The 25,809-nt window shown below is 63.7% G+C and carries 25 protein-coding genes and 1 pseudogene; 20 read left to right on the forward strand and 6 right to left on the reverse strand.

The genetic code is table 11. The features are described from left to right. Nucleotides 1-24: 24 nt before the first annotated feature. Genes IE071_RS12045 through IE071_RS12055 form a run of 3 tightly spaced genes read right to left on the reverse strand, consistent with a single transcriptional unit; the run spans nt 25 to nt 2,464 of the window. Nucleotides 25-1,020: an aldo/keto reductase gene (locus IE071_RS12045; RefSeq protein WP_189441433.1), complete on the reverse strand. Its 996-nt coding sequence runs from the start codon at nt 1,018-1,020 to the stop codon at nt 25-27. A gap of 14 nt (nt 1,021-1,034) precedes the next feature. After that, nucleotides 1,035-1,622 (reverse strand): NAD(P)H-binding protein, encoded by a 588-nt coding sequence (locus IE071_RS12050; RefSeq protein ID WP_189441434.1) that lies wholly within the window; start codon nt 1,620-1,622, stop codon nt 1,035-1,037. Continuing rightward, nucleotides 1,619-2,464 carry an SDR family oxidoreductase gene (locus IE071_RS12055; RefSeq protein WP_189441435.1) on the reverse strand — a complete coding sequence of 282 codons (846 nt, stop codon included), beginning with the start codon at nt 2,462-2,464 and terminating at the stop codon, nt 1,619-1,621. Before IE071_RS12055 ends, IE071_RS12050 begins: the two co-directional genes overlap by 4 nt. A 190-nt stretch (nt 2,465-2,654) precedes the next feature. On the opposite strand from IE071_RS12055, the gene IE071_RS12060 reads away from it, so the two are divergent. From IE071_RS12060 to IE071_RS15870, 5 genes and pseudogenes are all read left to right on the forward strand, one after another. After that, a complete protein-coding gene (locus IE071_RS12060; protein ID WP_189441436.1) occupies nt 2,655-3,545 on the forward strand; it encodes a LysR family transcriptional regulator in 891 nt (296 codons plus the stop codon). A gap of 359 nt (nt 3,546-3,904) precedes the next feature. Continuing rightward, the gene (locus tag IE071_RS12065; protein ID WP_229792876.1) at nt 3,905-4,996 is read left to right on the forward strand and encodes an alpha/beta hydrolase; all 1,092 of its coding nucleotides are present in this window, start codon (nt 3,905-3,907) and stop codon (nt 4,994-4,996) included. Between the two features lie 168 nt (nt 4,997-5,164). Continuing rightward, nucleotides 5,165-6,178 (forward strand): alpha/beta hydrolase, encoded by a 1,014-nt coding sequence (locus IE071_RS12070; protein ID WP_229792877.1) that lies wholly within the window; start codon nt 5,165-5,167, stop codon nt 6,176-6,178. Nucleotides 6,179-6,363: 185 nt separating this feature from the next. Next, nucleotides 6,364-6,621 (forward strand): annotated as a pseudogene (locus tag IE071_RS15865) (carboxymuconolactone decarboxylase family protein); the annotation flags it as partial. After that, entirely contained in the window at nt 6,616-7,110 is a 495-nt protein-coding gene (locus tag IE071_RS15870; RefSeq protein ID WP_425503458.1) for a (R)-mandelonitrile lyase, read from the forward strand. The pseudogene IE071_RS15865 and the gene IE071_RS15870, both read left to right, overlap by 6 nt. Here the strand turns inward: IE071_RS15870 and IE071_RS12080 are convergent. Beyond that, nucleotides 7,098-7,991 carry a LysR family transcriptional regulator gene (locus IE071_RS12080; protein WP_189441438.1) on the reverse strand — a complete coding sequence of 298 codons (894 nt, stop codon included), beginning with the start codon at nt 7,989-7,991 and terminating at the stop codon, nt 7,098-7,100. The two genes, IE071_RS15870 and IE071_RS12080, sit on opposite strands and share 13 nt — an antisense overlap. Nucleotides 7,992-8,081: 90 nt before the next feature. Here IE071_RS12080 and IE071_RS12085 point away from each other — a divergent pair, with 90 nt between their 5' ends. Genes IE071_RS12085 through IE071_RS12095 form a run of 3 tightly spaced genes read left to right on the forward strand, consistent with a single transcriptional unit; the run spans nt 8,082 to nt 10,683 of the window. Next, nucleotides 8,082-9,071, forward strand: a complete 990-nt coding sequence (locus tag IE071_RS12085; protein ID WP_189441439.1) for an aldo/keto reductase — start codon at nt 8,082-8,084, stop codon at nt 9,069-9,071. Nucleotides 9,072-9,086: 15 nt separating this feature from the next. After that, nucleotides 9,087-9,683 carry a flavodoxin gene (locus IE071_RS12090; protein ID WP_189441440.1) on the forward strand — a complete coding sequence of 199 codons (597 nt, stop codon included), beginning with the start codon at nt 9,087-9,089 and terminating at the stop codon, nt 9,681-9,683. 4 nt (nt 9,684-9,687) lie between these two features. After that, a complete protein-coding gene (locus IE071_RS12095) occupies nt 9,688-10,683 on the forward strand; it encodes an aldo/keto reductase (protein WP_189441441.1) in 996 nt (331 codons plus the stop codon). A 253-nt stretch (nt 10,684-10,936) separates the two neighbouring features. On the opposite strand, the gene IE071_RS12100 is transcribed toward IE071_RS12095, so the two are convergent. Both IE071_RS12100 and IE071_RS12105 read right to left on the reverse strand, forming a co-directional pair. Continuing rightward, nucleotides 10,937-12,550, reverse strand: coding sequence for a GMC family oxidoreductase (locus IE071_RS12100; RefSeq protein WP_189441442.1), 1,614 nt, complete (start codon nt 12,548-12,550; stop codon nt 10,937-10,939). Between the two features lie 88 nt (nt 12,551-12,638). Then, nucleotides 12,639-13,559 (reverse strand): LysR family transcriptional regulator, encoded by a 921-nt coding sequence (locus IE071_RS12105; RefSeq protein WP_189441443.1) that lies wholly within the window; start codon nt 13,557-13,559, stop codon nt 12,639-12,641. Between the two features lie 126 nt (nt 13,560-13,685). Here IE071_RS12105 and IE071_RS12110 point away from each other — a divergent pair, with 126 nt between their 5' ends. The 12 genes from IE071_RS12110 to IE071_RS12165 all read left to right on the forward strand — a co-directional run bounded on the left by IE071_RS12110 (nt 13,686) and on the right by IE071_RS12165 (nt 25,795). Beyond that, nucleotides 13,686-14,552, forward strand: coding sequence for a pirin family protein (locus IE071_RS12110; RefSeq protein ID WP_189441444.1), 867 nt, complete (start codon nt 13,686-13,688; stop codon nt 14,550-14,552). 100 nt (nt 14,553-14,652) lie between these two features. Further along, the gene (locus IE071_RS12115; RefSeq protein WP_189441445.1) at nt 14,653-15,291 is read left to right on the forward strand and encodes a hydrolase; all 639 of its coding nucleotides are present in this window, start codon (nt 14,653-14,655) and stop codon (nt 15,289-15,291) included. 132 nt (nt 15,292-15,423) lie between these two features. Next, entirely contained in the window at nt 15,424-16,257 is an 834-nt protein-coding gene (locus IE071_RS12120) for a pirin family protein (protein ID WP_189441446.1), read from the forward strand. A 114-nt stretch (nt 16,258-16,371) separates the two neighbouring features. Continuing rightward, nucleotides 16,372-16,896 (forward strand): YybH family protein, encoded by a 525-nt coding sequence (locus IE071_RS12125; protein WP_189441447.1) that lies wholly within the window; start codon nt 16,372-16,374, stop codon nt 16,894-16,896. A 271-nt stretch (nt 16,897-17,167) separates the two neighbouring features. Beyond that, nucleotides 17,168-17,986, forward strand: a complete 819-nt coding sequence (locus IE071_RS12130; protein WP_229792878.1) for a creatininase family protein — start codon at nt 17,168-17,170, stop codon at nt 17,984-17,986. 45 nt (nt 17,987-18,031) lie between these two features. Beyond that, complete coding sequence (locus IE071_RS12135; protein ID WP_189441448.1) at nt 18,032-19,204, forward strand: YncE family protein; 1,173 nt, start codon at nt 18,032-18,034, stop codon at nt 19,202-19,204. Between the two features lie 47 nt (nt 19,205-19,251). Then, entirely contained in the window at nt 19,252-19,932 is a 681-nt protein-coding gene (locus IE071_RS12140; protein WP_229792879.1) for a class I SAM-dependent methyltransferase, read from the forward strand. A gap of 335 nt (nt 19,933-20,267) precedes the next feature. Next, nucleotides 20,268-21,422, forward strand: a complete 1,155-nt coding sequence (locus IE071_RS12145; RefSeq protein ID WP_425503451.1) for a homoserine dehydrogenase family protein — start codon at nt 20,268-20,270, stop codon at nt 21,420-21,422. Beyond that, nucleotides 21,419-22,414: a homoserine kinase gene (locus IE071_RS12150; protein ID WP_425503452.1), complete on the forward strand. Its 996-nt coding sequence runs from the start codon at nt 21,419-21,421 to the stop codon at nt 22,412-22,414. The genes IE071_RS12145 and IE071_RS12150 overlap by 4 nt, the downstream gene beginning before the upstream one ends. Further along, entirely contained in the window at nt 22,411-23,733 is a 1,323-nt protein-coding gene (thrC, locus tag IE071_RS12155; protein WP_189441450.1) for a threonine synthase, read from the forward strand. Before IE071_RS12150 ends, thrC begins: the two co-directional genes overlap by 4 nt. Nucleotides 23,734-23,951: 218 nt before the next feature. Beyond that, on the forward strand, nt 23,952-24,089 hold the full coding sequence (locus IE071_RS12160) for a hypothetical protein (protein ID WP_189441451.1): 138 nt from the start codon (nt 23,952-23,954) through the stop codon (nt 24,087-24,089). Between the two features lie 110 nt (nt 24,090-24,199). Continuing rightward, a complete protein-coding gene (locus IE071_RS12165) occupies nt 24,200-25,795 on the forward strand; it encodes a 2-isopropylmalate synthase (protein ID WP_189441452.1) in 1,596 nt (531 codons plus the stop codon). Nucleotides 25,796-25,809 lie beyond the last annotated feature (14 nt).

The raw sequence follows: 25,809 nt of genomic DNA on the forward strand, positions 1-25,809 counted from the left end.
AGATTCAGGGATTGCATCCAGAAATTACAGTCCGGTCATTTTCAGCACGCTCTCGGGCAGACGAGCTCCCTGCAGCGTGATTTTCGAGGCTGTCTCATCGATCTCGCGAAGATCGCCGGCGGTGAGGTCGACGGTGAGCGCGCCCAGGTTTTCCTCAAGTCGATGCAGTTTCGTGGTGCCCGGAATCGGCACGATCCACGGCTTCTGCGCCAGCAGCCAGGCGATGGCGATCTGGGCCGGCGTCGCGCCCTTGCGTGCGGCCACGCTACGCACGAGATCGACCAGCGCCATGTTTGCCTTCAGCGCTTCCGGCGCGAAGCGGGGAACCGCCGTGCGGAAATCCGTGCTCTCGAACTTCGTGGTTTCATCGATCTTGCCGGTGAGAAAGCCCGCACCCAACGGGCTGAAGCAGACGAAGCCGATGCCCAGTTCTTCGAGCGTCGGCAGGATCTCGGTTTCCGGTCCGCGCCACCACAGCGAGTACTCGCTCTGTACGGCAGTCACCTGCTGCACCGCGTGCGCGCGACGAATGGTGCCCGCGCTGGCCTCCGAAAGACCGAAGTGCTTGACCTTGCCTTCCTGGATGAGGTCCTTGATCGCGCCGGCAACGTCTTCGATGGGCACGTTCGGATCGACACGGTGCTGGTAGAACAGGTCGATGCGATCGGTCCTGAGCCGCTTCAACGCGGCCTCGGCGACGGCTTTGACATGCTCCGGACGGCTGTTGACGCCCCCGCTTCGCTCACCCGTTTGAAGATTGATGTCGAAACCGAATTTGGTCGCGATCACGACCCGATCGCGGACCGACGCCAGCGCCTCGCCCACCAGTGCTTCGTTGGCAAACGGACCGTAAGCCTCGGCCGTGTCGAAGAAGGTCACGCCGCGGTCCACCGCCGCGCGCATGAGCGCGATCATTTGCTGCTTGTCAGCCGTGGGTCCATAGGCGGAAGTCATGCCCATGCAGCCGAGACCGATGGCGGAGACTTCCAGGTTGCTCTTGCCAAGTTTGCGCGTTTGCATGGTGTTTCTCCTGCTTAGTCGGCGCGACTGACGCCGAGGCTGCCACGCACGTGCAAGCCGGGCGTAAGCGCCAAGGTGGTGATCAGGTCCGAGAGACTGTCCAGCGACACGTCGTGACCGAGGAAAGGCTCGCCCTTTTGCGTGAGGCGGTAGCCCACCGCCTTGTCTGTGGTGAACCAGCCGGGACGGAGAATGGTGAAATCAAGATCCGAAGCTTCGATCACCGCCGCGGAATCGCGGTAGGCATCGAGCACACTGCGATAGCGCTCGCCCGGCACTTCGCCGTAGATGCCCATCGAACTGATGAAGATCAGGCGTCGGCAGCCGGTGGCGTGCATGGCGTTCACGATGGATCGCGCCTGTTCGGTCATGGCTCCGACCAGGCTGGCAAAGATCACGTCCTGTCCCTGCGTCGCTGCCCGAAGTGCGTCCTGGTCCAACACGTCGCCTTCGACGATCTCCACGCGTTGCGTATCGGGATTCTTCAAGCGACTTGCTCGGCGCAGATAGAGCCGCAGCCGTGCATCGGTGTGCTCCAGCAAATACCGGGTGGTGTTGCGCGCGAGCTGACCGTTCGCGCCAAGGATCAGAATGTTCGTCACGGTGAGTGCTCTGCGGCCTTCGGGGCCAGCTCGCCGTACCAGTAGGACGCCGTGACGCCTCCGTCCATGAGGAAGTCGCTGCCGGTGATGAAGCTGCCATCCGGACCCATCAGCAACGCGCCCACGGCGCCGACCTCATCGGGCGTGCCGGCACGTCCCACCGGGCATCGCTCGATCATGTTGCGGTAACCCTCGCCACGCGGCCCAGTCAATTCATCCCTGGCCAGTGGGGTGATGACGATGCCGGGGCTGATCGTGTTGACCCGTGCGCCGCGCTTGCCCCAGCGCACCGCCTCAGCCTTCACGCGCAGCGAGTTACCGCGCTTGGAGATCTGGTAGGCGTGGAGCGGATCGATCACCTGGTCTGGCTGGAGCATCGGCAACGCCAGCAATGCTTCGGTGGGCATGGTCGCCAGCGACTTGTCCTGCTCGGGCGTCAGCGCCGGCAGGCGATGCCCCGATTGCGAGGCGATGACGATGCCCGAGCCGCCGCGCGCAATGACGTTGCCGAATTCTTCGAGTACGAGCGCCGTGCCATACAGATCGACCTTCAGGATCGTGGCGGGCGATGCCTGCGAAGGCGAGACACCGGCGGCATGAATGAGGCCGCTGATGCTGCCGATGGCCGTGGCTGTCTCGACGAGCGCGTGAACTGACTCGCGCGACGAGACATCGACGATGGCCGTGCTCACCTCGAACCCGGCGTCGCTGAGAACTTTTGCGGCCGCATCGACGTTGTCCTGGCGCAGATCAGCCAGCAGGACGTTCTTGCCAACGCTGACGCGCCGCGCAATCGCCTGGCCGATCGAGCCTGCACCGATGACGACGACAACCTGGGTCATGACGCTCTCCTTTCTCGAATGGAACCGCAGCGCCTGACACCTGGCTCTACGCGAAGGAACCTGTGGCAGGCCTGACGCCTGACGGAGCCCGGAATTGGGGTGCACGTAGTTTGTGCCGCCGGCTCTTAATTGATTAGACGGGATAATTCGAATGCTCTTATGATCTAAATTCATCAAAAGGCGAATGGCCATGCCTCGCGAGAACTACAACGACTTGCTGGCCTTCCTGATGGTGGCGCGCGAACGCAGCTTTACTCGCGCTGCTGCGCAACTGGGCGTGTCACAGTCGGCGCTCAGCCACACCATCCGCGGGTTGGAGGCCCGGCTCGGCCTACGCCTGCTCACGAGGACCACGCGTAATGTCGCCCCCACCGAGGCAGGCGAGCGACTGTTCCGGGAGCTGACACCCAACTTCGGCGATATCGATGCGGCCGTGGCGAACCTGAGCGAGCTGCGCGACAAACCCAGCGGCACGCTGCGCATCACCGCCGGCGAGCACGCCGCCACCACGATCCTCTGGCCGGCGCTGCGCAAGCTGCTGCCGGAATACCCGGACATCCGCGTCGAGGTGATCACCGACTCCACCTTGACCGACATCGTCGCCGAGCGCTTCGATGCCGGCATCCGTCTCGGCGAGCAGGTGGCCAAGGACATGATCGCCACGCCGATCGGGCCGCCGATGCGCATGGCCGTCGTCGGTGCGCCCGACTACCTCGCCTCACGTCCGCCCGTGCATACCCCGCGCGATCTCACCGGGCACGACTGCATCAATATCCGCTTTCTTACCCACGGCGGACTCTACGCGTGGGAGTTCGAGCAGGACGGTCACGCGCTGAATGTCCGCGTGGAGGGTCGGCTGGCCTTCAACAATAGCCGGCAGATCCGCACGGCGGCGCTCGACGGCTTCGGCCTTGCCTGTCTGCCGGAAGACATCGTGCTCGCGGATATCACGGCAGGCCGCCTGACGCGTCTGCTGGGTGACTGGTGCCCGCCGTTTCCCGGCTATCACCTCTACTACCCAAGCAGGCGCCAGCACTCGCCGGCGTTTTCGCTGCTGGTGGAAGCATTGCGCTATCGGTGAGGCCGCGATTGATCTGTCACATTGAGAGTGGCGTAAGCAGGAGCGGTGATGTCTGCTTTCGACCCATTTGAGCCGGTTGCGAACGGCCGCTTTGGGGGAGTCCATTTTTCAGGAAGCAGCGGAAAAATAACTGCCGTGCGAGCAGATCCGGTGCGATCACTGCGTTCCTCGGGCCTGCAAATGATCGCTGGGTACACGCAGCGAATGTACCGCGGACTGCTGGTCAGTCTGTCGGCCGTGCGACTTGCTCAAGCTGACATCTATGCGAATTTGATATTAGTGCTATCGCACTACTGATCTTTATCTATCAATAGACGGCCGGTACTTTGCACTCAGCTATTTCAGGCCGAGGGCAAACCATGAACCAGCGCGTCGTCAGATGCTTTTCCTCCGTGATGAAGGCAAGCGTCCTCTGTTTTGCTCTGTGTGCCGGCACAGCCGTGAATGCAGCCGACCACAGCCCACTGGTCATCAAGGACCAAGGGAGCTTCGCGGCCGGCGGCACGGTGACAACCGCACCGGGAACCTTCGATCCGCGCAAGCCGCTGGACCCGGCCGGCCAGAGCTACCACGGCGACCACGCCTACGCCTTCTACGAGATCCCCGTGAACGCCCGGAAGTATCCGATCGTCATGTTGCACGGTGCCGGTCAGTTCTCCAAGAGTTGGGAAACCACGGCCGATGGCCGCGAAGGGTTCCAGACCCTTTTCCTGCGCCGCAGGTTTGGCGTGTATCTGGTCGATCAGCCGCGTCGCGGCGATGCCGGTCGTAGCATGGTTGAGACGACCATCAAGCCTACGCCCGACGAGCAGCTCTGGTTCAATCAATTCCGCATTGGTCTATGGCCGAAATGCTTCCCGCATGTGCAGTTTTCGTGCGATCCGCAGACGTTGAATCAGTTCTTTCGGGCGATGACCCCGAACACCGGACCGTTCGACGAGAACGTCATCTCGGACGGTGTTGCGGCCCTCTTCAAGAAGATCGGTCCCGGCATTCTGTTCACGCATTCCCAGGGCGGCGGCCCCGGTTGGCTCATCGCCATCAAGAACGCGAACGTCAAAGCCATCGTAGCTTTTGAGCCAGGCAGCAGCTTCGTCTTCCCTGAGGGCGAAGTGCCGACGGCGATACCGAGTGCGTTCGATACCGTCAAGGGCGAGGCCGTTCCCATGAGCCAGTTCGTGGCGCTGACCAGGATTCCGATCCTCGTCATCTACGGCGACAACATTCCCGATCATCCGATCGACTTGCCTGCCCAGGACAGTTGGCGTGCACGGCTACAGATGGCGCGGTCGTGGCGTGACACCGTGAACAAGCATGGCGGCGACGTGACCTTGATACATCTGCCGGACATCGGCATCCGGGGCAACACACATTTCGCCTTCTCCGATTTGAACAACGTCCAGATCGCGGACCTGGTGTCGAAGTTCCTTGCGGGGAAGCATCTGGATTGACGCGCTTCGCACGACCCCTCGCGAAGTCCTGCGAACCCGTCATTCGCAAAGAACAAGGTAGGAGTTCAAGTTCAAATGAGCGATGAAGTCATCAACAGAAATCGGCGCGAGTTCCTTGGAACCGCCGCCTTCGTTCTCTCATCAGTTGCACTAGTAGGAGTTCCAGCAATGACCACTACCGCTGCCGCAGGCACCACCTTCGACTACAAGAAGAATCCGTTCACGCTGGTGTATGCCGACGCCATCACGAAGAACGAGCCGGGCAAGGTCAACATCCACCCGGTCAACTACGATCTCAACGGCCTGAACGTCGTCGCCAACGTCTATACCCCGGCCAACTACGATCCGAAGAAGAAGTACGCCGCGATCGTAGTCGCCCACCCCAATGGAGGGGTGAAGGAACAGACCGCCGGCCTGCATGCCCAGCGTCTGGCCGAACAGGGCTACATCACGATCGCCATGGATGCTGCGTATCAGGGCGGCAGCGGAGGCGAGCCGCGCAGCGTGGACAAGCCCCAGTTCCGCACCGAGGACATCCACAGCGCGGCGGACTTCATTACCCGCTATCCGGGCGTCGATCCCGAACGCCTGGGGTTACTTGGCATCTGCGGCGGCGGCGGGTATTCCTTGAATGCCGCCAAATCCGACAAGCGCTTCAAGGCGGTGGCGACGCTGAGCATGTTCAACTCCGGTCGCGTTCGCCGCAACGGTTTCGCGGATTCGCAGTTGAACACGATCCAGCAACGCCTCAAGCAGGCCACGGACGCGCGCGCGCAGGAAAAGGCCGGCGGAAAGATCCTCTATGCCGGCGACGCGGACATGACCGACGCGCAGATCGCCGCACTGCCGTTCGAGATGTACCGGCAGGGCTACCAGTACTACTGGCGCACTAACGCGCATCCCGGCTCGACCTTCAGGTACACCATGAGCAGCCTGGTCGATCTGATGCGCTGGGATGCCACCGACCAGACCGAACTGATCGAGCAACCCCTGCTGATGATTGCCGGCAGCAAGGCCGACAGCCTGTATATGACCGAGGAAGCCTTCGCCAAGGCCACGGGCGCCAAGGACAAGGAACTGTTCAAGATCGACGGCGCCACGCACATCGAAACCTACTGGGTTCCCAAGTACGTAGACGCCACCATCGGCAAGCTGACTCCGTTCTACGCGAGGACCTTGTGATCCCGCGTACTGCGCACGAAATGCGAAGGAACATCATGAAATTGCTTGCATGGGCTCTGGTGTTATCGGGTGCGGTTCTGACTCAAGGCGTGAGCACTTCACTTCATGCTCAAGAGAGTGTGTCTGCAATGTCCGAAAAATCCGCACCCACCACCAGTCAGCCCCGCACCCGAGCTCAGCAGTTGATGGGCGACATCGACCCCAAGCTTGCGGAACTCACCGACAAGGTGCTCTTCGGCGACGTCTGGGAACGTAAGCAACTCTCCAAGCGCGACCGCAGCCTTGTCACCGTCGCCGCGCTCATGGCGCTCAATCGCCCCGATCAGCTTCGTTCGCATATGGCGCTGGCCCTGCAGAACGGCGTGACCCAAGACGAACTGGTCGAGACGATCACGCAGCTCGCCTTTTATACGGGCTGGCCCAATGCTGTTTCGGCCGTGCCGATCGCGCGAGAGGTGTTCAAGACAGCGGACGCTTCGGCAAGCCGACCCGATCAGGGAGCGCAGACCCAGGAAGATCGAACGATCACCGTCATACACACGGGTTCTCAGCCTTCCACTCGCGGTTCTGCCGACCATTTCACCGGCTCGGTACAGGTGGCCTCGCGATTCCAGGCGGAGGCGCCGGCGCGCAGCGGTGGTGCGATCGTGACGTTCGAGCCGGGCGCCCGAACAGCCTGGCACACGCATCCATTGGGACAGACATTGATTGTCACGTCCGGCATGGGACTGGTTCAGCAGTGGGGCGGCCCGGTCCAGGTCATCAAGCCTGGCGATGTCGTCTGGATTCCGCCGGGGGTCAAGCACTGGCATGGTGCCACGCGTACGACAAGCATGACGCACATTGCGATCGCGGAAGCACTCAACGGGAAGTCGGTCGATTGGATGGATCTGGTGACCGAGGCGCAGTATCTGGCGAGTCAGCCTGAGTAACGCAAGGCGTCACGGAACAGCGTGAAGGCGGGTGAGCTTTGGCGTCGGCTCGGATAGTAGAGGTGGTATCCCGGGAACGAGGGGCACCAGTCCGAGAGCGCGCGAATCAATCGACCCTCTTTGACGTGTATCTTCACCAGGTCCTCGGGCATGTAGGCCAATCCGAGCCCCTTGAGCGCAGCGTCCAGACGCATGGCGATATTGTTGAACACCAGCTGGCCCTCGATGCGCACCTTCAGCTCTTCTCCTTTCTTTTCGAACTCCCAGGGGAAGAGGCCACCGTAGGTCGGCAGGCGGATGGCGATGCAGTTATGCCGGACGAGGTCGCGTGGGGTCTTGGGTCGCGGATGCCGGGCGAAGTAATCCGGGGAACCGACTACAGCCATGCGCACGTCGGGACCGATGCGTACCGCGATCATGTCCTTGGCGACCTGTTCGCCCAGTCGGACACCGGCGTCGTAGCCTTCGGCCACGATGTCGGTCAGGCCATAGTCCACGATGATTTCGATATGAAGGTCGGGATGGTCCGGAAGCAGTTTTGCGAGTACCGGCTGCAGGACCGCGATTGCCGCATGTTCGCCCGCCGTGATGCGCAATCGGCCTGCCGGCTTGTCCCGGAATTCGCTGAGCAAGGCCAGCTCGGTGTCGATTTCTTCGAGCCGGGGAGTGATCACTTTCAGCAGGTGTTCGCCCGCCTCCGTAGGGGAAACGCTGCGGGTCGTGCGCGCCAGGAGCCGGACGCCCAGCCGTTCTTCCAACTGCCGCATGGTTCGGCTTAACGCGGGCTGCGATATGCCGAGCTTGGCCGCCGCACGGGTAAAGCTGCGCTCCCGTGCCACGACCGAAAAAATCGCGAGTTGATCGTAGCTCTCGGTCGACATTTATCCGCTCCGGTTATCAACCCTTTCCGATTATGCCATCTAGTGCTGCCAATCGTTCGGGCCTAAATTGTGCTCATGGAGGACACCATCATGAAGACGCGCAAACTCGGTAACAGCCAACTCGAAGTCTCCGCCATCGGCTTGGGCTGCATGGGACTGAGCCATGGCTATGGGCCTGCCATGGACAGACAGGCGGCGATCACGCTGATCCGCGCCGCCGTCGATCGGGGCGTGACGCTGTTCGATACGGCCGAGGTCTATGGCCCCAACCTCAACGAGGAGGTCGTTGGTGAAGCGCTCGCCCCGGTGCGGGAGCGAGTCGTGATCGCCACCAAGTTCGGCTTCACCTTCGGCGACGACGGCAAGCAGCAGATCCTCAACAGCCGACCTGATCATATCCGCTGGGCCGTCGAAGGCTCACTCAAACGCCTGCGCACCGACGTGATCGACCTGCTGTACCAGCACCGGGTCGATCCCGAGGTGCCGATCGAAGACGTGGCCGGTACGGTCAAGGAGCTGATCGCCGAAGGCAAGGTCAAGCACTTCGGCCTGTCCGAAGCTGGCGCGCAAACCATTCGTCGCGCGCATGCCGTGCAGCCGGTGACCGCCCTGCAAAGCGAATACTCATTGTGGTGGCGCCAGCCCGAGCAGGACATCCTGCCAACGCTGGAGGAACTTGGCATCGGCTTCGTGCCTTTCAGCCCTCTCGGCAGGGGTTTCCTGACCGGCGCGATCGGTGCCGGCACCACCTTCGGCAGCGATGACTACCGCAGTCAGGTACCGCGCTTTTCGCCCGAGGCACTCCAGGCAAACCAGGCCTTGGTGGATTTGCTCGGCCAGATCGCCAAGGAGAAGGGCGTGACGCCGGCACAGATCGCACTGGCCTGGCTGCTGGCGCAGAAGCCGTGGATCGTGCCGATCCCGGGCACGACCAAGCTCCACCGGCTGGAAGAGAACCTCGGCGCTGCTGCCGTCGTCCTGACCGATGAGGACAAGCGCAAGCTCGCCAAACTGCTGGAAGAGGTCAAGGTCGTGGGCGACCGCTATTCCCCCGCGCACCAGGCGCGCGTCGGGCGCTGATTCGTGGGAGACAACATGACATCGCCGCATGATCCCGCGCGCCGAGCGGTGGTGACCGCGCTCGCGGGCCTTCCCTTGATCAGCCTCGCGGCTCAAACGAACGACAGCGGCGACCTACAGAGAACAGGTTCGCGCACGCTCGTGGCTTATTTCTCGCGTTCGGGAAACACACGCGTCGTCGCCGGGTTGATTCACCGAACGTTCGGCACCGATTTGTTCGAGATCCGGCCCGCTCAACCCTATCCGGAGGAATATCTGGAAACGGTCGAACAGGCACGACTGGAACGCGATCGCGGCTATGAACCCGCGTTGGAAGCCAAGGTTTCCAACATGGCCACCTACGACACCATCTATCTGGGCTTTCCCATCTGGGGAGAGACCACCCCACCGGTCATTCGCGCCTTCCTGTCCGCGCACGATCTGTCCGGGAAGACCCTGATCCCCTTCGTCACCCATGGTGGTTACGGGTTGGGGAACAGCCCATCCATCCTCGCCAGCCATGCCCCGAAAGCGCAGCTTCGCCCCGGTTTCTCGATGCAGGCCGATCAGGAGAGGCAAACGATGGAGCAAGTGACCGGCTGGCTGAAACAACGAAAGCAACGAACGGAGTAGACCCATGAAGAACCGCAAACTCGGCAACAGCAATCTGGAAGTCTCCGCCCTTGGGCTCGGCTGCATGGGCATGAGTTCCGCCTATGGCCCGGCCGCGGATAGGCAGGACATGATCGCCCTGATGCGCTCCGCGCATGAACGCGGCATCACCTTCTTCGATACGGCCGAAGCCTACGGCCCCTTCGTCAACGAGGAACTGGTCGGGGAAGCGCTGGCGCCGATCCGCGACCAGGTGATCATTGCGACCAAGTTCGGCTTCGACATCAACCCGCAGACCGGTGAACGCGGCAGCGGCGTCAACAGTCGGCCTGAGCACATCAAGGTCGCCGTCGAGGGCAGCCTCAGGCGTCTGCGCACCGACCGGATTGATCTGCTGTTCCAGCATCGCGTCGATCCGAACGTACCGATCGAAGACGTGGCCGGCGTGGTCAAGGAGTTGATCGCCGAGGGCAAGGTGAAACACTTCGGTCTGTCGGAGGCGGGTATCCAGACGATCCGTCGCGCGCATGCCGTGCAACCGGTGACGGCGGTCCAGAGCGAATACTCGCTGTTCTGGCGCGGCCCCGAAGCCGAATTGCTGCCGCTGCTTGAAGAGCTCGGCATCGGCTTCGTGCCGTTCAGTCCGCTCGGTGCCGGGTTCCTGACCGGCAAGATCGACGAGAACACGAAGTTCGACCCGACCGATTTCCGCAATGTTGTGCCTCGCTTCTCCCCCGAAGCACGCAAGGCGAATATGGCCCTGGTGGATCTGGTCAAGGCGGTTGCCGAGCGCAAGCACGCGACGCCGGCGCAGGTGGCTTTGGCGTGGCTGCTCGCGCAGAAGCCGTGGATTGTGCCGATCCCAGGGACAACCAAATTGCATCGCCTTGAAGAGAATCTCGGTGCAGTCGATCTGGAGCTAACGAGTGGTGACCTCCACGAGATTGGCGTTGCTGCCTCGAAAATCGAGATCGAGGGCGAACGTCTTCCGGAAGCCGCGTTGAAAATGACCGGCCGTTGACCTGAAAAGCCAAAGCTTTTCACCGGTCACTTGAACAAGTCGGAGTTGCACGGTGCAGGCGTGCGCAGATTGCGCACGTCTCTAAGCCACCGCCCTAACCAGTTCAAGGCGGCCGCCTCCGGCGCCGGTTAAATCCAACGCTAAATCTCTCGGGAGTGGCCGCTTTTCAGCATGCATTTGTAGCTGGCGACCGGCCGTTGTTGGCCGATTGCAGTCAGTGGCACGACGGGAAAACGGCGTACACGACGCTTACTTAGTAAGCTGCGCGACCCGCCTCAAGAATCATGTCCGCCGCCTTCTCTCCGATCATCGCGCACGGCGCTTGCGTATTGCCGCTGATCACGCGCGGCATGATCGAGGCATCGACCACGCGCAAACCTTCAACGCCGCGCACGCGCAATTCAGGATCGACCACGGATTCCGCATCGTCGCCCATGCGGCAGGTGCCGACCGGGTGGTAGATCGTGTCGGCGTGGGCGCGGATCAGCTGGCGCAGGGTTTCGTCGTCATCGCGGCCGGTGCCGTAGAGCGTGCGGCCGTTCCAGCTGGCCAATGCGGGCGCGGCCATGATGCGCTGGCTGATCTTGGTGCCGGCGACCAGGGTGTCGAGATCGCGCGGATCGCTGAAGAAATTCGGATCGATCAGCGGTGCGTTGCCCATATCGGCACTGGCCAGGCGAACCTGGCCGCGGCTGTGCGGGCGCAATACGCAGACGTGGATCGAATAGCCCGAGCCCAGGTGCAGCTTGCGGTTGTGGTCATCGACGATGCCGATGCAGAAGTGCAGTTGCAGGTCGGGCCGGTCGAGCGAAGGATCGCTCTTGAGGAAGCCGCCGGCCTCGGCCACGTTCGTGGTCAGCATGCCGCGGCCGTCGCGACTCCATGCGCGCATGCTCATCATTCCCTGATACAGCACCGGCAAGGTGATGCCGAACAGGCCCGGCGCCTTGGCGCGCACGTTCAAGGTGTAGTCGACATGGTCCTGCAGGTTCTGCCCGACCTGTGCGCGATCCGCCACGACATCGATGCCGTGCTCGCGCAGGTGTTCGGCCGGGCCCACGCCCGAGGCCATCAATAGCTGCGGCGAGCCGAACGCGCCGGCCGAGAGAATGACCTCGCAGCGCGCGCTCAGCGAATGCTCGGCCCCGCCCTTGCGATAGACCACACCGGTGGCGCGCTTGCCGTCGAAGCGGATGCGCCGGACCTGGGCATTGGCGATCACCTGCAGATTGGCAGGCCGCGCGCCGGCCACTCCAAGATAAGCTTCAGCGGCATTGAAACGGCGGCCGGCTTTCTGGAAGACCTGATACGCACCGACGCCTTCCTGCACGGCACCGTTGAAATCGTCATTGCGCGGAAAGCCGGCCTGCACGGCCGCCTCGATCAAGGCCTGGGTCGCCGGATTGCGCTCGCGCAGATCCTCGACCCGCAATGGACCGCCAGCACCATGCAGTGCCGAGGCGCCGCGCACGTTGTCCTCGCTGCGCTTGAAATACGGCAGTACATCGTTCCAGCCCCAGCCGCGGCAACCCAATGCTTCCCAGCCGTCGTAGTCCTGCGGCTGGCCGCGCATGTAGATCATCGCGTTGATCAGGCTGGAACCGCCGACGCCGCGTCCACGCGGCTGGAAACCCTGCCGCCCTTGCAACCCCGCCTGCGGTGTCGTGGTGTAGGCGTAGTTGGCCGAATTTTTCAGGCCCACCAGGCCCGCAATGCCCAGCGGCACTTTCGAGAGCAGCGGTGTGCGCTCTGGCCCGGTCTCGAGGATGGCGACGGTCAGGTCGGGCCGGGCTGCGGCCAGTCGCGCGGCCACTGCACAACCGGCAGGGCCGGCACCCACAACCACATAATCCACCGAGTTGGCCATCGTGCGTGTCCTGAAGGAGTCTTTGGGGTATCGCCGCACCATACGTGATCACAATGCGGCGAAGTAAGTAGGCGATGCGTTCGGGAATCTAGCCTTCGTCAGCCAGCTGTTCGAACTCCACCGCCAGGTAGTCGATCAGCTGACGCACCGCCGGCAGCAAGCCGCGGCGCGACGGGAAGATGGCGTGCACGATGCCGCTCTGCGGTGCCCAGTCCGGCAAGACGCGCTGCAGGGTTCCCGCGCGGAATTCGTTGCGGATGGTCATGGTGGGCAATTGCACGATGCCCACGCCGGCGAGCGCCGCCAATCGCAGCGCCATCATGTCGTCGGTGACCAGGCGCGGCGTGTGCGTCGCCACCACGCTGCGGCCGTCCGGGCCGTTGAGCTGCCACACATGTTCGCTGCGCGTGCGCGCCAGATCGAGGCCGAGACCGATGCTGGGTACGCCATGCAGGTCGGCCGGCACCCGCAACGGCGGGTGCTGTTCCAGCAGCGCGGGGCTGGCGACAAGACATTGCGGACTGTCGCCCAGCACCTTCATCACTAGGTCGCTGTCCTCCAGTGGCGGAAAGCGCACGCGCAGGGCGAGGTCGTAGCCTTCCTGGATCACGTCCACGCGCCGGTTGGTCGCCTCCAGCTGCACTTGCACGCGTGGATGACTGGCCATGAAACGGGCCAGCATCGCGCCGATCTGGAAGTGCAGCAGCGCCACCGGGCAGGCCACGCGCACGATGCCTTGCGGTTCGGCGCGGGTGAGGTCGATCAGCTCCTGCGCCGCCTCGGCCTCGACCAGCATCGCCTTGCAGTGGCGGTAATAGTTCTGGCCCAGCTCGGTGACCGAAAAACGCCGGGTGGAACGTTGCACCAGGCGCACGCCCAGGCGCTCCTCCAGCATGGCCACGCGCCGGCTGAGCTTGGATTTGGGAATCCCCAGCGCGCGCCCGGCCGCGGCAAAGCCGTGGTGTTCCACCACCTGGACGAAATAGAACAGGTCGTTGAGATCCTGCATCGCGGCGTCCAGCGTTCCATGGATAGGACACTGAGGATAAGCCACGCCGGCTACCGGCGGCAGTGGCCCAGGTCCACCATGGCGCCCATGCCTGCAGCCACTCCGGTTCGCAGCGAAGGAGATCCCATGAAAAAGATTCTTGGCGTGTACAGCGCCCCGCAACAGCATTGGGTGGGCGACGGCTTTCCGGTGCGCTCGATGTTCTCGTACAACAGCCACGGCCAGCATCTGAGCCCGTTCCTGCTGCTGGACTATGCCGGCCCGATGGCGTTCAAACCCGCGACGCAACCGCGCGGCGTTGGCCAGCATCCGCACCGCGGTTTCGAAACCGTCACCATCGTCTACGAAGGCGAGGTCGAGCATCGCGACTCCACCGGTGCCGGCGGCAAGATCGGCCCCGGCGACGTGCAGTGGATGACGGCGGCGTCCGGCATCCTGCACGAGGAGTTCCACTCGCACGAATTCACCCGTAGCGGCGGCACGCTGGAGATGGTGCAGCTGTGGGTGAACCTGCCGGCCAGCGACAAGATGGCCGCGCCGGGTTACCAGACTCTGCTCGATGCCGACATCCCGGCGGTCGATCTGCCCGACGGCGCCGGCAAGCTGCGGGTGATCGCCGGCGAGTACAACGGCCATCGCGGTCCGGCGCGCACGTTCACCCCGATCGATGTGTGGGACGTGCGGCTGAAGCAGGATCACGCGGTGGATTTCGTGGTGCCGGCAGGTCGCACGGTCGCCTTGATCGTGCTGCGCGGCACGGTGCAGGTGAACGGCAGCCAGGTCGCCCGCGACGCGCAGATGGTGACGTTTGATCGCGCCGGTGACGAGATCTCGCTGGAGGCGAACAGCGACGCCACCGTGCTGCTGCTCAGCGGCGAACCGATCGACGAGCCGGTGGTCGGCTATGGCCCGTTCGTGATGAACAGCCAGGAAGAAATCCAGCAGGCGTTCACCGACTTCAGCAGCGGCAAGTTCGGTCGGATGGCGCAGTGAATCGAAGCGGCTCCTACCTTCGGGTGGGAGCCGTCGGACGCACCGCCAGCATCACGCGTGCTGCGTATCAGCACATTCCCTTCCTCCCTGGAGAAACACCATGGCAAGCGAACCCATCCGTGATCCGCTCAAGGATCATCTGCTGACCCCGCAAAACTCGGCCCTGATCGTCATCGACTACCAGCCGGTGCAGGTCAACTCGATCGACTCGATGAACCGGCAACTGCTGATCAACAACATCGTCGGCACCGCCAAGGCGGCCGTGGCCTATGGCCTGCCGATCGTGCACTCGACGGTGAACGTGAAGAGCGGTGCGAACAAGCCGCCGATCGCACCCTTGCGCAAGGCGCTCGCCGGCATTCCCACCTACGACCGCAGCACGATCAACTCATGGGAGGACGTCGAGTTCCGCAAGGCAGTGGAAGCGACCGGCCGCAAGAAGCTGATCATGACCGCGCTGTGGACCGAGGCCTGCCTGACCTTCCCCGCACTCGATGCATTGAAGGAAGGCTACGAAGTCTATGTGGTGGCCGATGCGGTCGGCGGCACCTCGCTGGCCGCGCACGAAATGGCGCTGCGCCGCATCGAGCAGGCCGGCGGCAAGATGATCAGCGTGGGCCAACTGTTCTGCGAACTGCAGCGCGACTGGGCGCGCACGGACACGGTGCCGGCCTTCCTGAACCTGTTCATCGAAACCGGCGGCACCATGGGCATCCAGCTTTCCTACGATCGGGATTGAGCCGTACCGATGTCCCGAGGATCGGTATGGCCGGCCCTCGGGCATGGGCGGGATGCCTGGTCGTGACTCGCTGCGCTTTCCGGCACGCTGCATCGAAACCCATGTTGCATACACTTCTGAAGGAGTACCGACTTGGATCGCAACGTCACACAGATTATTCCTGCACAAGACCTCATCGACGACGGCGACATGCACCTGCGCCGCGCACTGCCGCAGGAACAGCGCATCGCGCTCGGACCATTCGTCTTCATCGATCATTACCGCCACCACAGTCCGCGCGGCATCGGTGATCGGCCGCATCCGCATGCCGGCATCGAAGTAGTCAGCTACCTGCTCGAAGGCGGCGTCGAACATCGCGACAGCATGGGTTTTCGCGATCGGCTGGGGCCGGGCGATGCGCAGTTCATCCGCACCGGACGCGGCATGCTGCACGCCGAACAACCGACGGGTGGCCGCCACGGCCTGCAGTTGTGGATCAGCCTGCCTCCGGAACTCAAACAGGTGGAGCCCAGCTATACCTCGCTGCGCGCCGCCGAAATGCCTGACCTTGTCGGCCCCGGCTCGCGTCTGCATGTCGTCGCCGGTCGCGTGAACGGCGTGCAGGGCCCGATGGCGCTCAGTGGTGGCGCCGTGTTCGCGCGTCTGCGGCTCGATCCGCAGGCCAGCATCACGCTGGACGTCGAGCTCACGCCCGAACTGGGGATTTACGTACTGCAGGGCCAGGTTGATATCGGCGGCACCCGTCTGGCTACCGGTGCGCTGGGCATATTGGGCAGTGGTAGTCAGGTGCACCTTGCGGCACACGGTGACGAGACGGTCGAACTCGCCTTGCTCGGCGGCCAGCCGGTGCAGGGCGACGTGCTGTTCTCCGGGCCGTTCGTGATGGACACACCCGAGCGGCTGGAGCAGGCAAAGCGTGACTTTCTCAGCGGCAAAATGGGACGGCTCGAAGGCGTACCGTTTTGAAGTTCAATATGATCTGACTTGATGCAGTCGTAACTCAAAGAGAAAGCGCAGCAGTTCACCCAGGCGCCCACACCGCGACGCCTGTCCTTCACTACCTTGCACCTGGAGAGTTCCATGAAAAGGCACGATCTGTTCCGCACGAAAGTCGCTGCAATGCTCCTGGTTGGCGCGCTGGGGATGCTCCCTGCGCTCCATGCGAAAGAAGCCACCACTCCGTTCCCCGTGTCCAGCGATCCTGCCGTCAGCGCCGAGCAGCACGCGGTGTATGACGTGGTCCATCAATACGAGTCTGCGCTGAATGCGGGTGACACCAACGCCATCGTCGATCTGTTCGCCAAGGACAGCGTGGCTGAGTGGAACGAGAAACACACCTACGCCACGCGGCAGCAGAAGATCGATGGCTATGGCGCGCTGTTCAAGATCGCGAAATTTTCCACCGTGTTCGAGTACGACGCCGTCAACGTCTATGGTGACGCTGCCGTGGTTCGTACACACCACCACGTCGGTGCCGCGGTCATCGAGAACGGCAAGAAGGTGATCGATTACAACCGCGAGGTCTTCGTGCTGAACAAGGTCGACGGTGTGTGGAAGATCGTGCTGTACACGTTCAATACCGACCCGGTGCAAGGCGAGGGTTGACCTCGGGCTTTTTTCAGCATGATCGACATGACCACTGCAGGCATGGCCGGTTCCAACCTGCAGCGGTCATGCAGCGCCCTGTGATTTCCAGAACCAGGGCGCGCTCACCCCTGACCTATGGCGACCTTGCGACAAATACGGGTAGCCATTACGGCAGCTGACCGGCAGGTGCGCTGCAGGTAGTTAATCGACGCGCAAACAGCAATGATGTGCTGAACTACCTGCACCTTTCCGCCAGCACGCCCGCGGCGTCTACCTGCAAGGACTTTTCATGATGCGTCATGCACTGCGGCCCGTTCTCGCGGCCGTCATTCTTTTCATCGCCGCGCAGACGGTGTTCGCGCAGACGCCAAGAACCGTGCTGCTGCAGGGCCTGACCTGGACGGAGCTGCGTGATCAGATCCAGGCGGGCAAGACCACCATCATCATCCCGATCGGCGGAACCGAGCAGAGTGGTCCAGGTATTGCGGTAGGCAAACACAACGTGCGCGCGCAATGGCTGTCACAGAAGATTGCGGAAGAACTCGGCAATGCTCTCGTCGCGCCGGTGATTGCGTATGTACCCGAAGGCAGCTACGCGCCGCCGACATCGCATATGCGCTTTCCCGGCACCATCACCATCCCGGACGACGTGTTCGAGAAAACGCTGGAATCCGCGGCGAACAGTTTTGCGGTGCATGGTTTCCGGAACATCGTGTTCCTGGGCGACCACGGCGGCTATCAGAAGAACATCCAACGGGTAGTCGCCCACCTCAACAAGAGCTGGGCCGGCACGGCGGCCCGTGCCTTCGTGCCGCCGGAATACTACGCGACCAGCTCGGACGGTTACGCGCAGATCCTGCGCCAGCATGGCTTTCGCGATGACGAGATCGGCACCCATGCGGGACTCGCCGATACTTCCCTGCAGCTTGCCGTCGCACCGCAGATGGTCCGGCTGGATCGGTTGCATAGCGGCGCGAAACTTGGCCCGGCGGACGGCGTCTACGGCGGCGACCCGCGTCGTTCCAGCGCAGAACTCGGTCGGCTAGGTATCGACGCGATCGTGTCGCGAACCGTCGATGCGCTCAGGAAGGACACGGCTGGGCGATAATGTTCCGGCTGGCATCTTCTCCCATCCCCTGATGATGAAATCACCATGACTCCACGCTCCCCTCGTTTTTTCCGGATCGCCGCGTGTATTGGCGTCGCCCTGGCAGCTGCCTGCGCCGCCTCCATCGCCGCAGCCGCGCAACCGGTCACTACCGTCGCCGGCATGCCGCGGGTCGTGGACGCCAGCAACATGTACAGCGAGGCTGGCGTCAATCACTTCAGTCCGGCGGTGGATGGCGCGTTGCCGCGGATCTATGTGCCGAACCTGCGCTCGAAGACGGTGTCCGTGATCGATCCGGCCACGTTCAAGGTGGTCGACACATTCGCTGTTGGCCAGAGTCCGCAGCACGTGGTTCCTTCATGGGATCTGCAGACGCTGTGGGTGACCAACAATGCCGAAGGTAAAAACGACGGCAGCCTCACCCCGATCAATACGAAGACGGGCAAGCCGGGCACGGCGATCCCGGTCGACGATCCCTACAACATGTACTTCACCCCGGACGGCAAGGAAGCGATCGTGGTGGCGGAAGCACACGCGCGGCTGGATTTCCGCGATGCGCACACGATGGCGCTGCACAACAGCCTGCAGGTGCCGGAGTGCAAGGGCATCAACCACGCCGATTTCTCGATCGACGGCCGCTACGCGATCTTCACCTGCGAATTTGGCGGCAAGCTGGCCAAGATCGACATGGTCAAGCGCAAGGTGGTCGGCTATCTGCTGCTCGACAAGAAGGGCATGCCGCAGGACATCCGCGTTTCGCCGGATGGCAAGGTGTTCTTCGTCGCCGACATGATGGCGAATGGTGTGTACCTGATCGATGGCGACAGCTTCACCCGGATCGGTTTCATTCCGACAGGTGTCGGCACGCACGGGATGTATCCAAGCCGGGACGGCACGAAACTGTATGTCGCCAATCGCGGCACCAACCGTATCCACGGCAAGCGTCATGGCAAGGGCAGCGTGTCGGTGATCGATTTCGCCACGCGCAAGGTCGTCGCGAACTGGCCGATTCCACACGGTGGCAGCCCGGACATGGGCAATGTCAGCGCCGATGGCAAGCTGCTGTGGCTATCGGGTCGCTTCGACGACGTCGTCTATGCCTTCGACACCACCACCGGCGCGGTCAGGTCCATCAAGGTTGGCGCGGAGCCGCACGGGCTGGCGGTCTGGCCGCAGCCCGGGCGTTATTCGCTGGGCCATACCGGAATCATGCGTTGACGACCGGCCCGCACGCCGCATAACACGCATTCGCTGCACGAGGTCGCATGGGCATCGATCCACTCAGCGATGCGAAGATCCTCGATGCGTGGCAGCGAAATGCCGCGCCGTGGACCGCCGCCGTGCGCGGACAGCAGATCGAGAGTCGGCGGCTGGTCACCGATCGGGCGATCATCGAGGCCACGCTGAGTCGTTCGCCACGTTCGGTACTCGACCTCGGCTGCGGCGAAGGCTGGTTCGCCCGCGCGCTGACCGTCCGCGGCATCGAGGTGATCGGGATCGATGCGATTCCCGCGCTGATCGAACAGGCGCGGCAGTCTGGCGGCGACTTTCGTGTGATGTCGTACGAAGACATCGCTTCCGGCAAGCTCAACGCGTCCGTCGATGCCGTCGTGTGCAATTTCGCGCTACTCGGCAATGAGTCTGTTGCAGGCCTGTTCGGTGCTGTTCGCTCCCTGCTCAACCCGCACGGAAGCTTGCTGGTGCAGACGCTGCATCCACTCGTCGCGTGTGGCGATAAGCCTTACCTGGACGGCTGGCGCGAAGGCTCGTGGGCGGGATTCAACGCCGACTTCCGTGATCCAGCCCCATGGTATTTCCGGACGCTGGAAAGCTGGACCAGGCTCTTTGCAGAACACGGATTTCAGCTGCTGGAGTTGCGCGAGCCGTTGCATCCGCAGACTCGCCAGCCCGCGTCGGTGATCTTCATCGCACAGGCGATGGATTGACCGGCGCCGCCACAGATATAACCAAAAGTTGCAAATGAATCTGTTGACCGCAGTGCAACATTGCGCCTAAGGTCAACCCCATGTCGCCACTTTCCACACCAGCACGCAAGCACTTCGCCTCGGCTTTCGCCGAGCGTGCGCCAGTGCCGGCAGGCGTCAACGTCCGTTCCATCGCCACCACGATTACGACTACCACCACGACTCGGTCGGGGTGGGTGTCCGTGCGCGGCTAGGTTCTTCACTACGCAACGGCCCCGCCCTCGATGAGGCGGGCCGGCGTACTCCCAGACACAAGCCGATCCGCCAGCGAGCACGGGCCTCACCAGGAGGTCATCGTGAACGTCTGTGCATCCGAACTTGCCGAACACCCGCAGCAATTCCTGCATCCATTGCCGGTGTCGGTAAAGACGACTCGCCGGCGCGTACTGGCAGTCGGCGTGATCGGCCCCGGCCGGGTCGGCAGCGCCCTGCTGGAACAGTTGCGGGCCGCACAACCGCGGTTGGTTCGCGACAACGGACTGGAACTGCGGCTGTGCGGCGTCGTGGCCAGCAAGCGCATGTGGCTGGACTGCGACGACGCCGAACTCAACGATCGCCACGACGGCGCGCAGATCTGGCGGCCGAATGATCTGGACGCATTTGCCGAACACGTGCGCGGCAATGACGGTCGGCACGCCTTGCTGATCGACTGCAGCGCGAACGACGATGTGGCCGCGCACTATCCGCGCTGGCTGGCAGCCGGCATCCATGTGGTGACGCCGAACAAACTGGCCGGCAGCGGACCGTTGCCGCGCTGGCAGGCGATCCGCGCGGCCTGCGCCAGCGGCGCGCGCTTCCGTTACGAGGCCACCGTGTGCGCCGGCCTGCCAGTGGTGCAGACACTGCGCGACCTGCTCGATACCGGCGACGAGCTGCTCGCGGTGGAAGGCATGTTCTCCGGCACGTTGGCCTGGCTGTGCAATCGCCATGACGGCCAGCAGCCGTTCTCGGCGCTGGTGCTCGAGGCACACGCGCTGGGCTATACCGAGCCCGATCCGCGCGACGATCTGTCCGGCCTCGACGTGGCGCGCAAGCTGGTGATCCTGGCGCGCGAGGCGGGCTGGCCACTGTCGCTGGAAGACGTCGTGGTGGAGAGTCTGGTGCCATCCTCGCTGGCAGCCTTGCCACTCGAAGCCTGCATGCAGCGATTGCACGAGTTAGATGCGCTGATGTCCGCTCGACTGGCCGAGGCGCAGGCGCTCGGTGGCGTGCTGCGTTACGTCGCCAGTCTGGACCGCCACGGTCGCGCCCGCGTCAAACTGGTCGTGCTGCCGGCGAAGCATCCATTCGCGCACACCCAACTAACCGACAACATCGTGCAGTTCACAACCCGCCGCTACTGCGATAATCCGTTGTCGGTGCAAGGCCCCGGCGCCGGTCCCGAAGTGACCGCCGCCGGTGTGTTCACCGATCTGCTGCGTATCGCCGAGTCGCTGGAGGCACGCGCATGAACTCTTCCTTGCTGCTGGAACCTGCCATGGCTTCGCCGCGTCGCCCCCAACTTCCGCAGGTCGCCTGCGCCTTCGCACCCGCCAGTGTCGGCAATGTGGGCGTGGGTTTCGACCTGCTCGGCCACAGCGTGGCCGGTGCCGGCGATCGCGCCGAAGTGCGCCGCATCGACGAGCCGGTGGTGCGCATTGCTGCAATCCGCGGCTGCGTCACCGAACTGCCCATTGATCCACGTCAGAACACTGCCGGCATGGCGCTGCTGTCGCTGCGCAAGGCGCTCGGCCTGCAGCACGGATTCGAACTGGCGCTGCACAAAGGCATTGCGCTGGGTTCGGGCATGGGTGGCTCGGCGGCATCGTGCGTGGCGGCGCTGGTCGCCGCGAATGCGTTGCTGGCGCAGCCGTTGCCGCGTGAATCGCTGTACGGCTTTGCACTGGATGGCGAGGCGGTGGCCAGCGGCAGCCGGCATGGCGACAATCTCGGCTCGATGCTACTCGGCGGCTTGGTGCTGGCCACCCACGAGCATCTGTTGCGCATCGAGGTGCCGGCCACGTGGCACTGCGCGCTGGTGCATCCGCATGTGGTGCTGGAGACGCGCAAGGCACGTGCCGCGCTGGCCGGCCATTACGAACTCGGCGAGTTCGTCGCGCAAAGCACCAACCTTGCGCTGGTGCTGGCCGGCTGCTACCGCGGTGATGCAGCGCTGGTTCGCGAAGGACTGAAGGACGTGCTGGTGGAACCGCGCCGCGCGCCGTTGATCCCGAACTTCGCGCGGGTGAAGCAGGCTGCGCTGGATCATCACGCACTGGGTTCCAGCATCTCCGGCGCAGGCCCCAGCGTGTTCGGCTGGTACGACAATCGCGCCGATGCCGAAGCCGCGTCCGTCGCGATGCAGGCCGCCTTTGCCGAGGCCGGACTGGACAGCGATGCGTGGGTGTCACCGATCGATGGGCCAGCCGCCGTATTGATTCCCTCGCTTGAGGCCGAGGCATGAGTGTCGTCGAGCCATTGCGCTACCACAGTACGCGCAGCGCCGAACCGACTGTGCCGATCAGCCAGGCCATTGCCGCCGGACTCGCGCCGGACGGCGGGCTGTATGTGCCCGAGGCATTGCCATCGATCGATCCGGCCGCATTCGGTCCGCATGGCTCGCTCGCCGACACCGCCACCACCTTGCTGGCACCGTTCTTCGCGGGCGATCCGCTGGCCGACGAACTGCCCGCGATCTGCGCCGAGGCGTTCACGTTCGACGCGCCGCTGCGCGCACTTCCGGCACATCCAGGCACACTGATGCTGGAGCTCTTCCACGGCCCCACCTCGGCGTTCAAGGATTTCGGCGCACGTTTCCTCGCCGCCTGCCTGCGCCGCCTGCCGCGCGCCGATGCACGGTCGTTGACGATCCTGGTTGCCACCTCGGGCGACACGGGCGCAGCAGTCGCCGCGGCGTTCCATCGCCAGCCGAACGTGCGCGTAGTGATCCTGTATCCCGATGGACTGGTGTCGCCGCGTCAGGCGCATCAACTCGGCTGCTTCGGCGACAACGTCAGCGCGCTTCGCGTAGCCGGCCGCTTCGACGATTGCCAGCGCATGGTCAAGGCAGCACTCAACGATGCGTCGCTGCAGGCGCAGTTGCCGCTCTCTTCGGCCAACAGCATCAGCCTCGGCCGCTTGCTGCCGCAGATGAGCTACTACGCGCATGCCGCATTGGGCTGGTGGCGCGAGCACGGCACGCCGCTGAACTTCATCGTGCCCACCGGCAATCTGGGCAACGCACTGGCCTGCCTGTGGGTGCGCGAGCTGGGCCTGCCGATCGGCAGTGTGCGACTGGCGTGCAACGCCAACACCACCCTTCCCGACTATTTCGCCGGCGCCGATTACGCGCCGCGTGAAGCAGTCGCCACGCTGGCGAATGCGATGGACGTGGGCGCACCGAGCAACTTCGAACGTCTGCGCTGGACCTACCCCGACGAGAGTCGATTGCGCGGCTTGCTAATGGCGGCCAGCGTCGACGATGCCGCGATCTGCCAGACCATTGCTCATCATGCGCGTGAACATGGTGAGGTGTTCTGCCCGCACACCGCCACCGCGATGCACTTGCTCGACCGGCTACGCGCGGATGGCGACGACGCGCCATGGGCGGTGGTCGCCACCGCGCATCCGGCCAAGTTCGAGAGCGTCGTCGAGCCGCTGATCGGCCAACCGCTTGCGGTGCCCGCGGCTCTCGCTGCGATGCTGACGCGTCCGGCCTCGACCGAGCAGCTGGCCGCCGATGACGGCGCGCTACGGCAATGGCTGCTGCAAACACGGTTCTGATCGATCCGAAACACGCTGCAACCGGCTCTGCAGCTGTATTTTTTCCGGTTGCCCGACTATCGCAGACCGCAGCATATGCGCGCGCGTATGGAAGGCAAAGCATGACCTCCGTTTGCATATGGACGGATAGCCGTCCATATGCGAATCGTGGCCATAGAACTTCTTTTCATAAAGAAAACGGTTGACAGCCTGCAAAGGCATGGTTTACGTTCGATCACATGTCGCAGCGCAACAGCCACCGCCGCATCGCCGAAAACAATCGTCTCGTGACGATTGCCGGCCTGCTGCAGGTTCGCGGCACGCTCCTTCTTGCCCTCGTACTCGTACTCCTTATTACCAACGGAGGTGCGGGCTGAGGGCATGTGTCCAGGTAACTAAGCAATAACCTGAAGACTCCCAAAGAACCCCGCACCGGCAACGGCGCGGGGTTTTTTGTTGCCCTCGGCTCGCATCAGCGGAGCCAGCGATGAACCCCGATTCAGCAGTGACAGCGACAATTTCCGGCAGCGCCCCCGCTGCCGACGATCGCGTACGCATCTTCGACACGACCTTGCGCGATGGTGAACAGGCGCCCGGCTTTTCAATGGATCGGCGTACAAAATTGCGCATTGCACAAGCGCTGGAAGCGCTCGGTGTCGACGTGCTGGAAGCGGGTTTTCCGCAGGCTTCGCCGGATGATTTCGCCGCAGTCGCCGAAATCGCGCGCACGCTGAAGACGACCACGGTGTGTGCGCTGGCGCGCTGCCAGAGCGGCGACATCGACAGCGCGGCGCGCGCGCTGGAACAGGCGCGGCATGCACGCATCCATGTGTTCCTGTCGACCAGCCCGCTGCACCGCGAGCACAAGCTGGGCATGAGCAAGGCGCAGGTGGTCGATGCCGCGGTCGCGGCTGTCGAACGTGCACGTGGCTTGTGCCATGAGGTGGAGTTCTCCGCCGAGGACGCACTGCGTACCGAACCCGACTTCCTCGCCGAAGTGTTCAGCGCCGCGGTCGCCGCTGGCGCCACCACGCTGAATGCGCCGGACACCGTGGGCTACACCACACCGGCCGAGATCGTCGAGCTGTTCACCTACCTGCGCCGGCATGTGCGCGATGCGGACAAGGTGATCTTCTCCAGCCATTGCCACGACGACCTGGGCATGGCGGTGGCGAACAGCCTGGCCGCGGTGAGCGCCGGTGCGCGCCAGGTGGAATGCACGATCAACGGCATCGGCGAGCGCGCCGGCAATGCCGCGCTGGAGGAGATCGTGATGGCGCTGAAGGTGCGCGCACCGCACTTCGGCGTCGGTACGCGCATCGACACGCGTCGGCTGTATCCCACCTCGCGCCTGCTGACCCAGCTGACCGGGCAGGCGGTGCCGCGCAACAAGGCGATCGTGGGCGACAACGCGTTCGCGCACGAATCGGGTATCCACCAGCACGGCATGCTCAAGCATCGCGGCACCTACGAAATCATGCGCCCGCAGGACGTCGGCATCGCCGAGACGAAGCTGGTCATGGGCAAGCATTCCGGGCGCGCTGCCTTGCGCCAGCGCTTGGAAACGCTGGGCCACACGCCGGACGATGCGGCGCTGGACGTGATCTTCGCGCGCTTCAAGACACTGGCCGACAAGAAGCGCGAAGTGCACGACGAGGACCTGGAAGCGATCGCGCTGGGCCTGGATCCGGGCGCCGTCGGCCCATGGCGATTGGTGCAACTGAACACCAGCACGCATCTGGGTGGCAGCGCCTCGGCTTCGGTGAAGCTGCGCCACGACGATGGCCGTGAAGTCGGCGAAGCGGCGATCGGCGATGGCCCGGTCGATGCCGTGCTGCGTGCGATCGATCGCGCCACCGGCAACGCGCTGCAGCTGAGCGACTTCAAGGTACGCGCCGTCAGCGAAGGCGGCGATGCCCAGGGCCACGCCCAGCTCACCGCTCGCCATGCCGCGCGCGAATGGCGTGGTCATGGCGTCAGCACCGACATCGTCGAAGCGACCGCACAGGCTGCGCTGGCCATCGTCAACCGTATCGAACGACAGACACCGGCCGCAGCGCCGGTCGCCGTCGCCAATCTGTAATCGCGAGGAGCCTT

This window comes from Rhodanobacter panaciterrae (assembly GCF_014651895.1).
Classification (GTDB): Bacteria; Pseudomonadota; Gammaproteobacteria; order Xanthomonadales; family Rhodanobacteraceae; genus Rhodanobacter; species Rhodanobacter panaciterrae.

Coding starts and splice junctions, on each gene's coding strand:
- IE071_RS12080 (WP_189441438.1), bottom strand. CDS start 7,991: ATGTCGACCGAGAGCTACGATCAACTCGCGATTTTTTCGGTCGTGGCA.
- IE071_RS12055 (WP_189441435.1), bottom strand. CDS start 2,464: ATGACCCAGGTTGTCGTCGTCATCGGTGCAGGCTCGATCGGCCAGGCG.
- IE071_RS12150 (WP_425503452.1), top strand. CDS start 21,419: ATGAACTCTTCCTTGCTGCTGGAACCTGCCATGGCTTCGCCGCGTCGC.
- IE071_RS12115 (WP_189441445.1), top strand. CDS start 14,653: ATGGCAAGCGAACCCATCCGTGATCCGCTCAAGGATCATCTGCTGACC.
- IE071_RS12105 (WP_189441443.1), bottom strand. CDS start 13,559: ATGCAGGATCTCAACGACCTGTTCTATTTCGTCCAGGTGGTGGAACAC.
- IE071_RS12090 (WP_189441440.1), top strand. CDS start 9,087: ATGACATCGCCGCATGATCCCGCGCGCCGAGCGGTGGTGACCGCGCTC.
- IE071_RS12085 (WP_189441439.1), top strand. CDS start 8,082: ATGAAGACGCGCAAACTCGGTAACAGCCAACTCGAAGTCTCCGCCATC.
- IE071_RS12135 (WP_189441448.1), top strand. CDS start 18,032: ATGACTCCACGCTCCCCTCGTTTTTTCCGGATCGCCGCGTGTATTGGC.
- IE071_RS12140 (WP_229792879.1), top strand. CDS start 19,252: ATGGGCATCGATCCACTCAGCGATGCGAAGATCCTCGATGCGTGGCAG.
- IE071_RS12095 (WP_189441441.1), top strand. CDS start 9,688: ATGAAGAACCGCAAACTCGGCAACAGCAATCTGGAAGTCTCCGCCCTT.
- IE071_RS12125 (WP_189441447.1), top strand. CDS start 16,372: ATGAAAAGGCACGATCTGTTCCGCACGAAAGTCGCTGCAATGCTCCTG.
- IE071_RS12160 (WP_189441451.1), top strand. CDS start 23,952: ATGTCGCAGCGCAACAGCCACCGCCGCATCGCCGAAAACAATCGTCTC.
- IE071_RS12060 (WP_189441436.1), top strand. CDS start 2,655: ATGCCTCGCGAGAACTACAACGACTTGCTGGCCTTCCTGATGGTGGCG.
- IE071_RS12045 (WP_189441433.1), bottom strand. CDS start 1,020: ATGCAAACGCGCAAACTTGGCAAGAGCAACCTGGAAGTCTCCGCCATC.
- IE071_RS12165 (WP_189441452.1), top strand. CDS start 24,200: ATGAACCCCGATTCAGCAGTGACAGCGACAATTTCCGGCAGCGCCCCC.
- IE071_RS12110 (WP_189441444.1), top strand. CDS start 13,686: ATGAAAAAGATTCTTGGCGTGTACAGCGCCCCGCAACAGCATTGGGTG.
- IE071_RS12100 (WP_189441442.1), bottom strand. CDS start 12,550: ATGGCCAACTCGGTGGATTATGTGGTTGTGGGTGCCGGCCCTGCCGGT.
- thrC (WP_189441450.1), top strand. CDS start 22,411: ATGAGTGTCGTCGAGCCATTGCGCTACCACAGTACGCGCAGCGCCGAA.
- IE071_RS12065 (WP_229792876.1), top strand. CDS start 3,905: ATGAACCAGCGCGTCGTCAGATGCTTTTCCTCCGTGATGAAGGCAAGC.
- IE071_RS12070 (WP_229792877.1), top strand. CDS start 5,165: ATGACCACTACCGCTGCCGCAGGCACCACCTTCGACTACAAGAAGAAT.
- IE071_RS12130 (WP_229792878.1), top strand. CDS start 17,168: ATGATGCGTCATGCACTGCGGCCCGTTCTCGCGGCCGTCATTCTTTTC.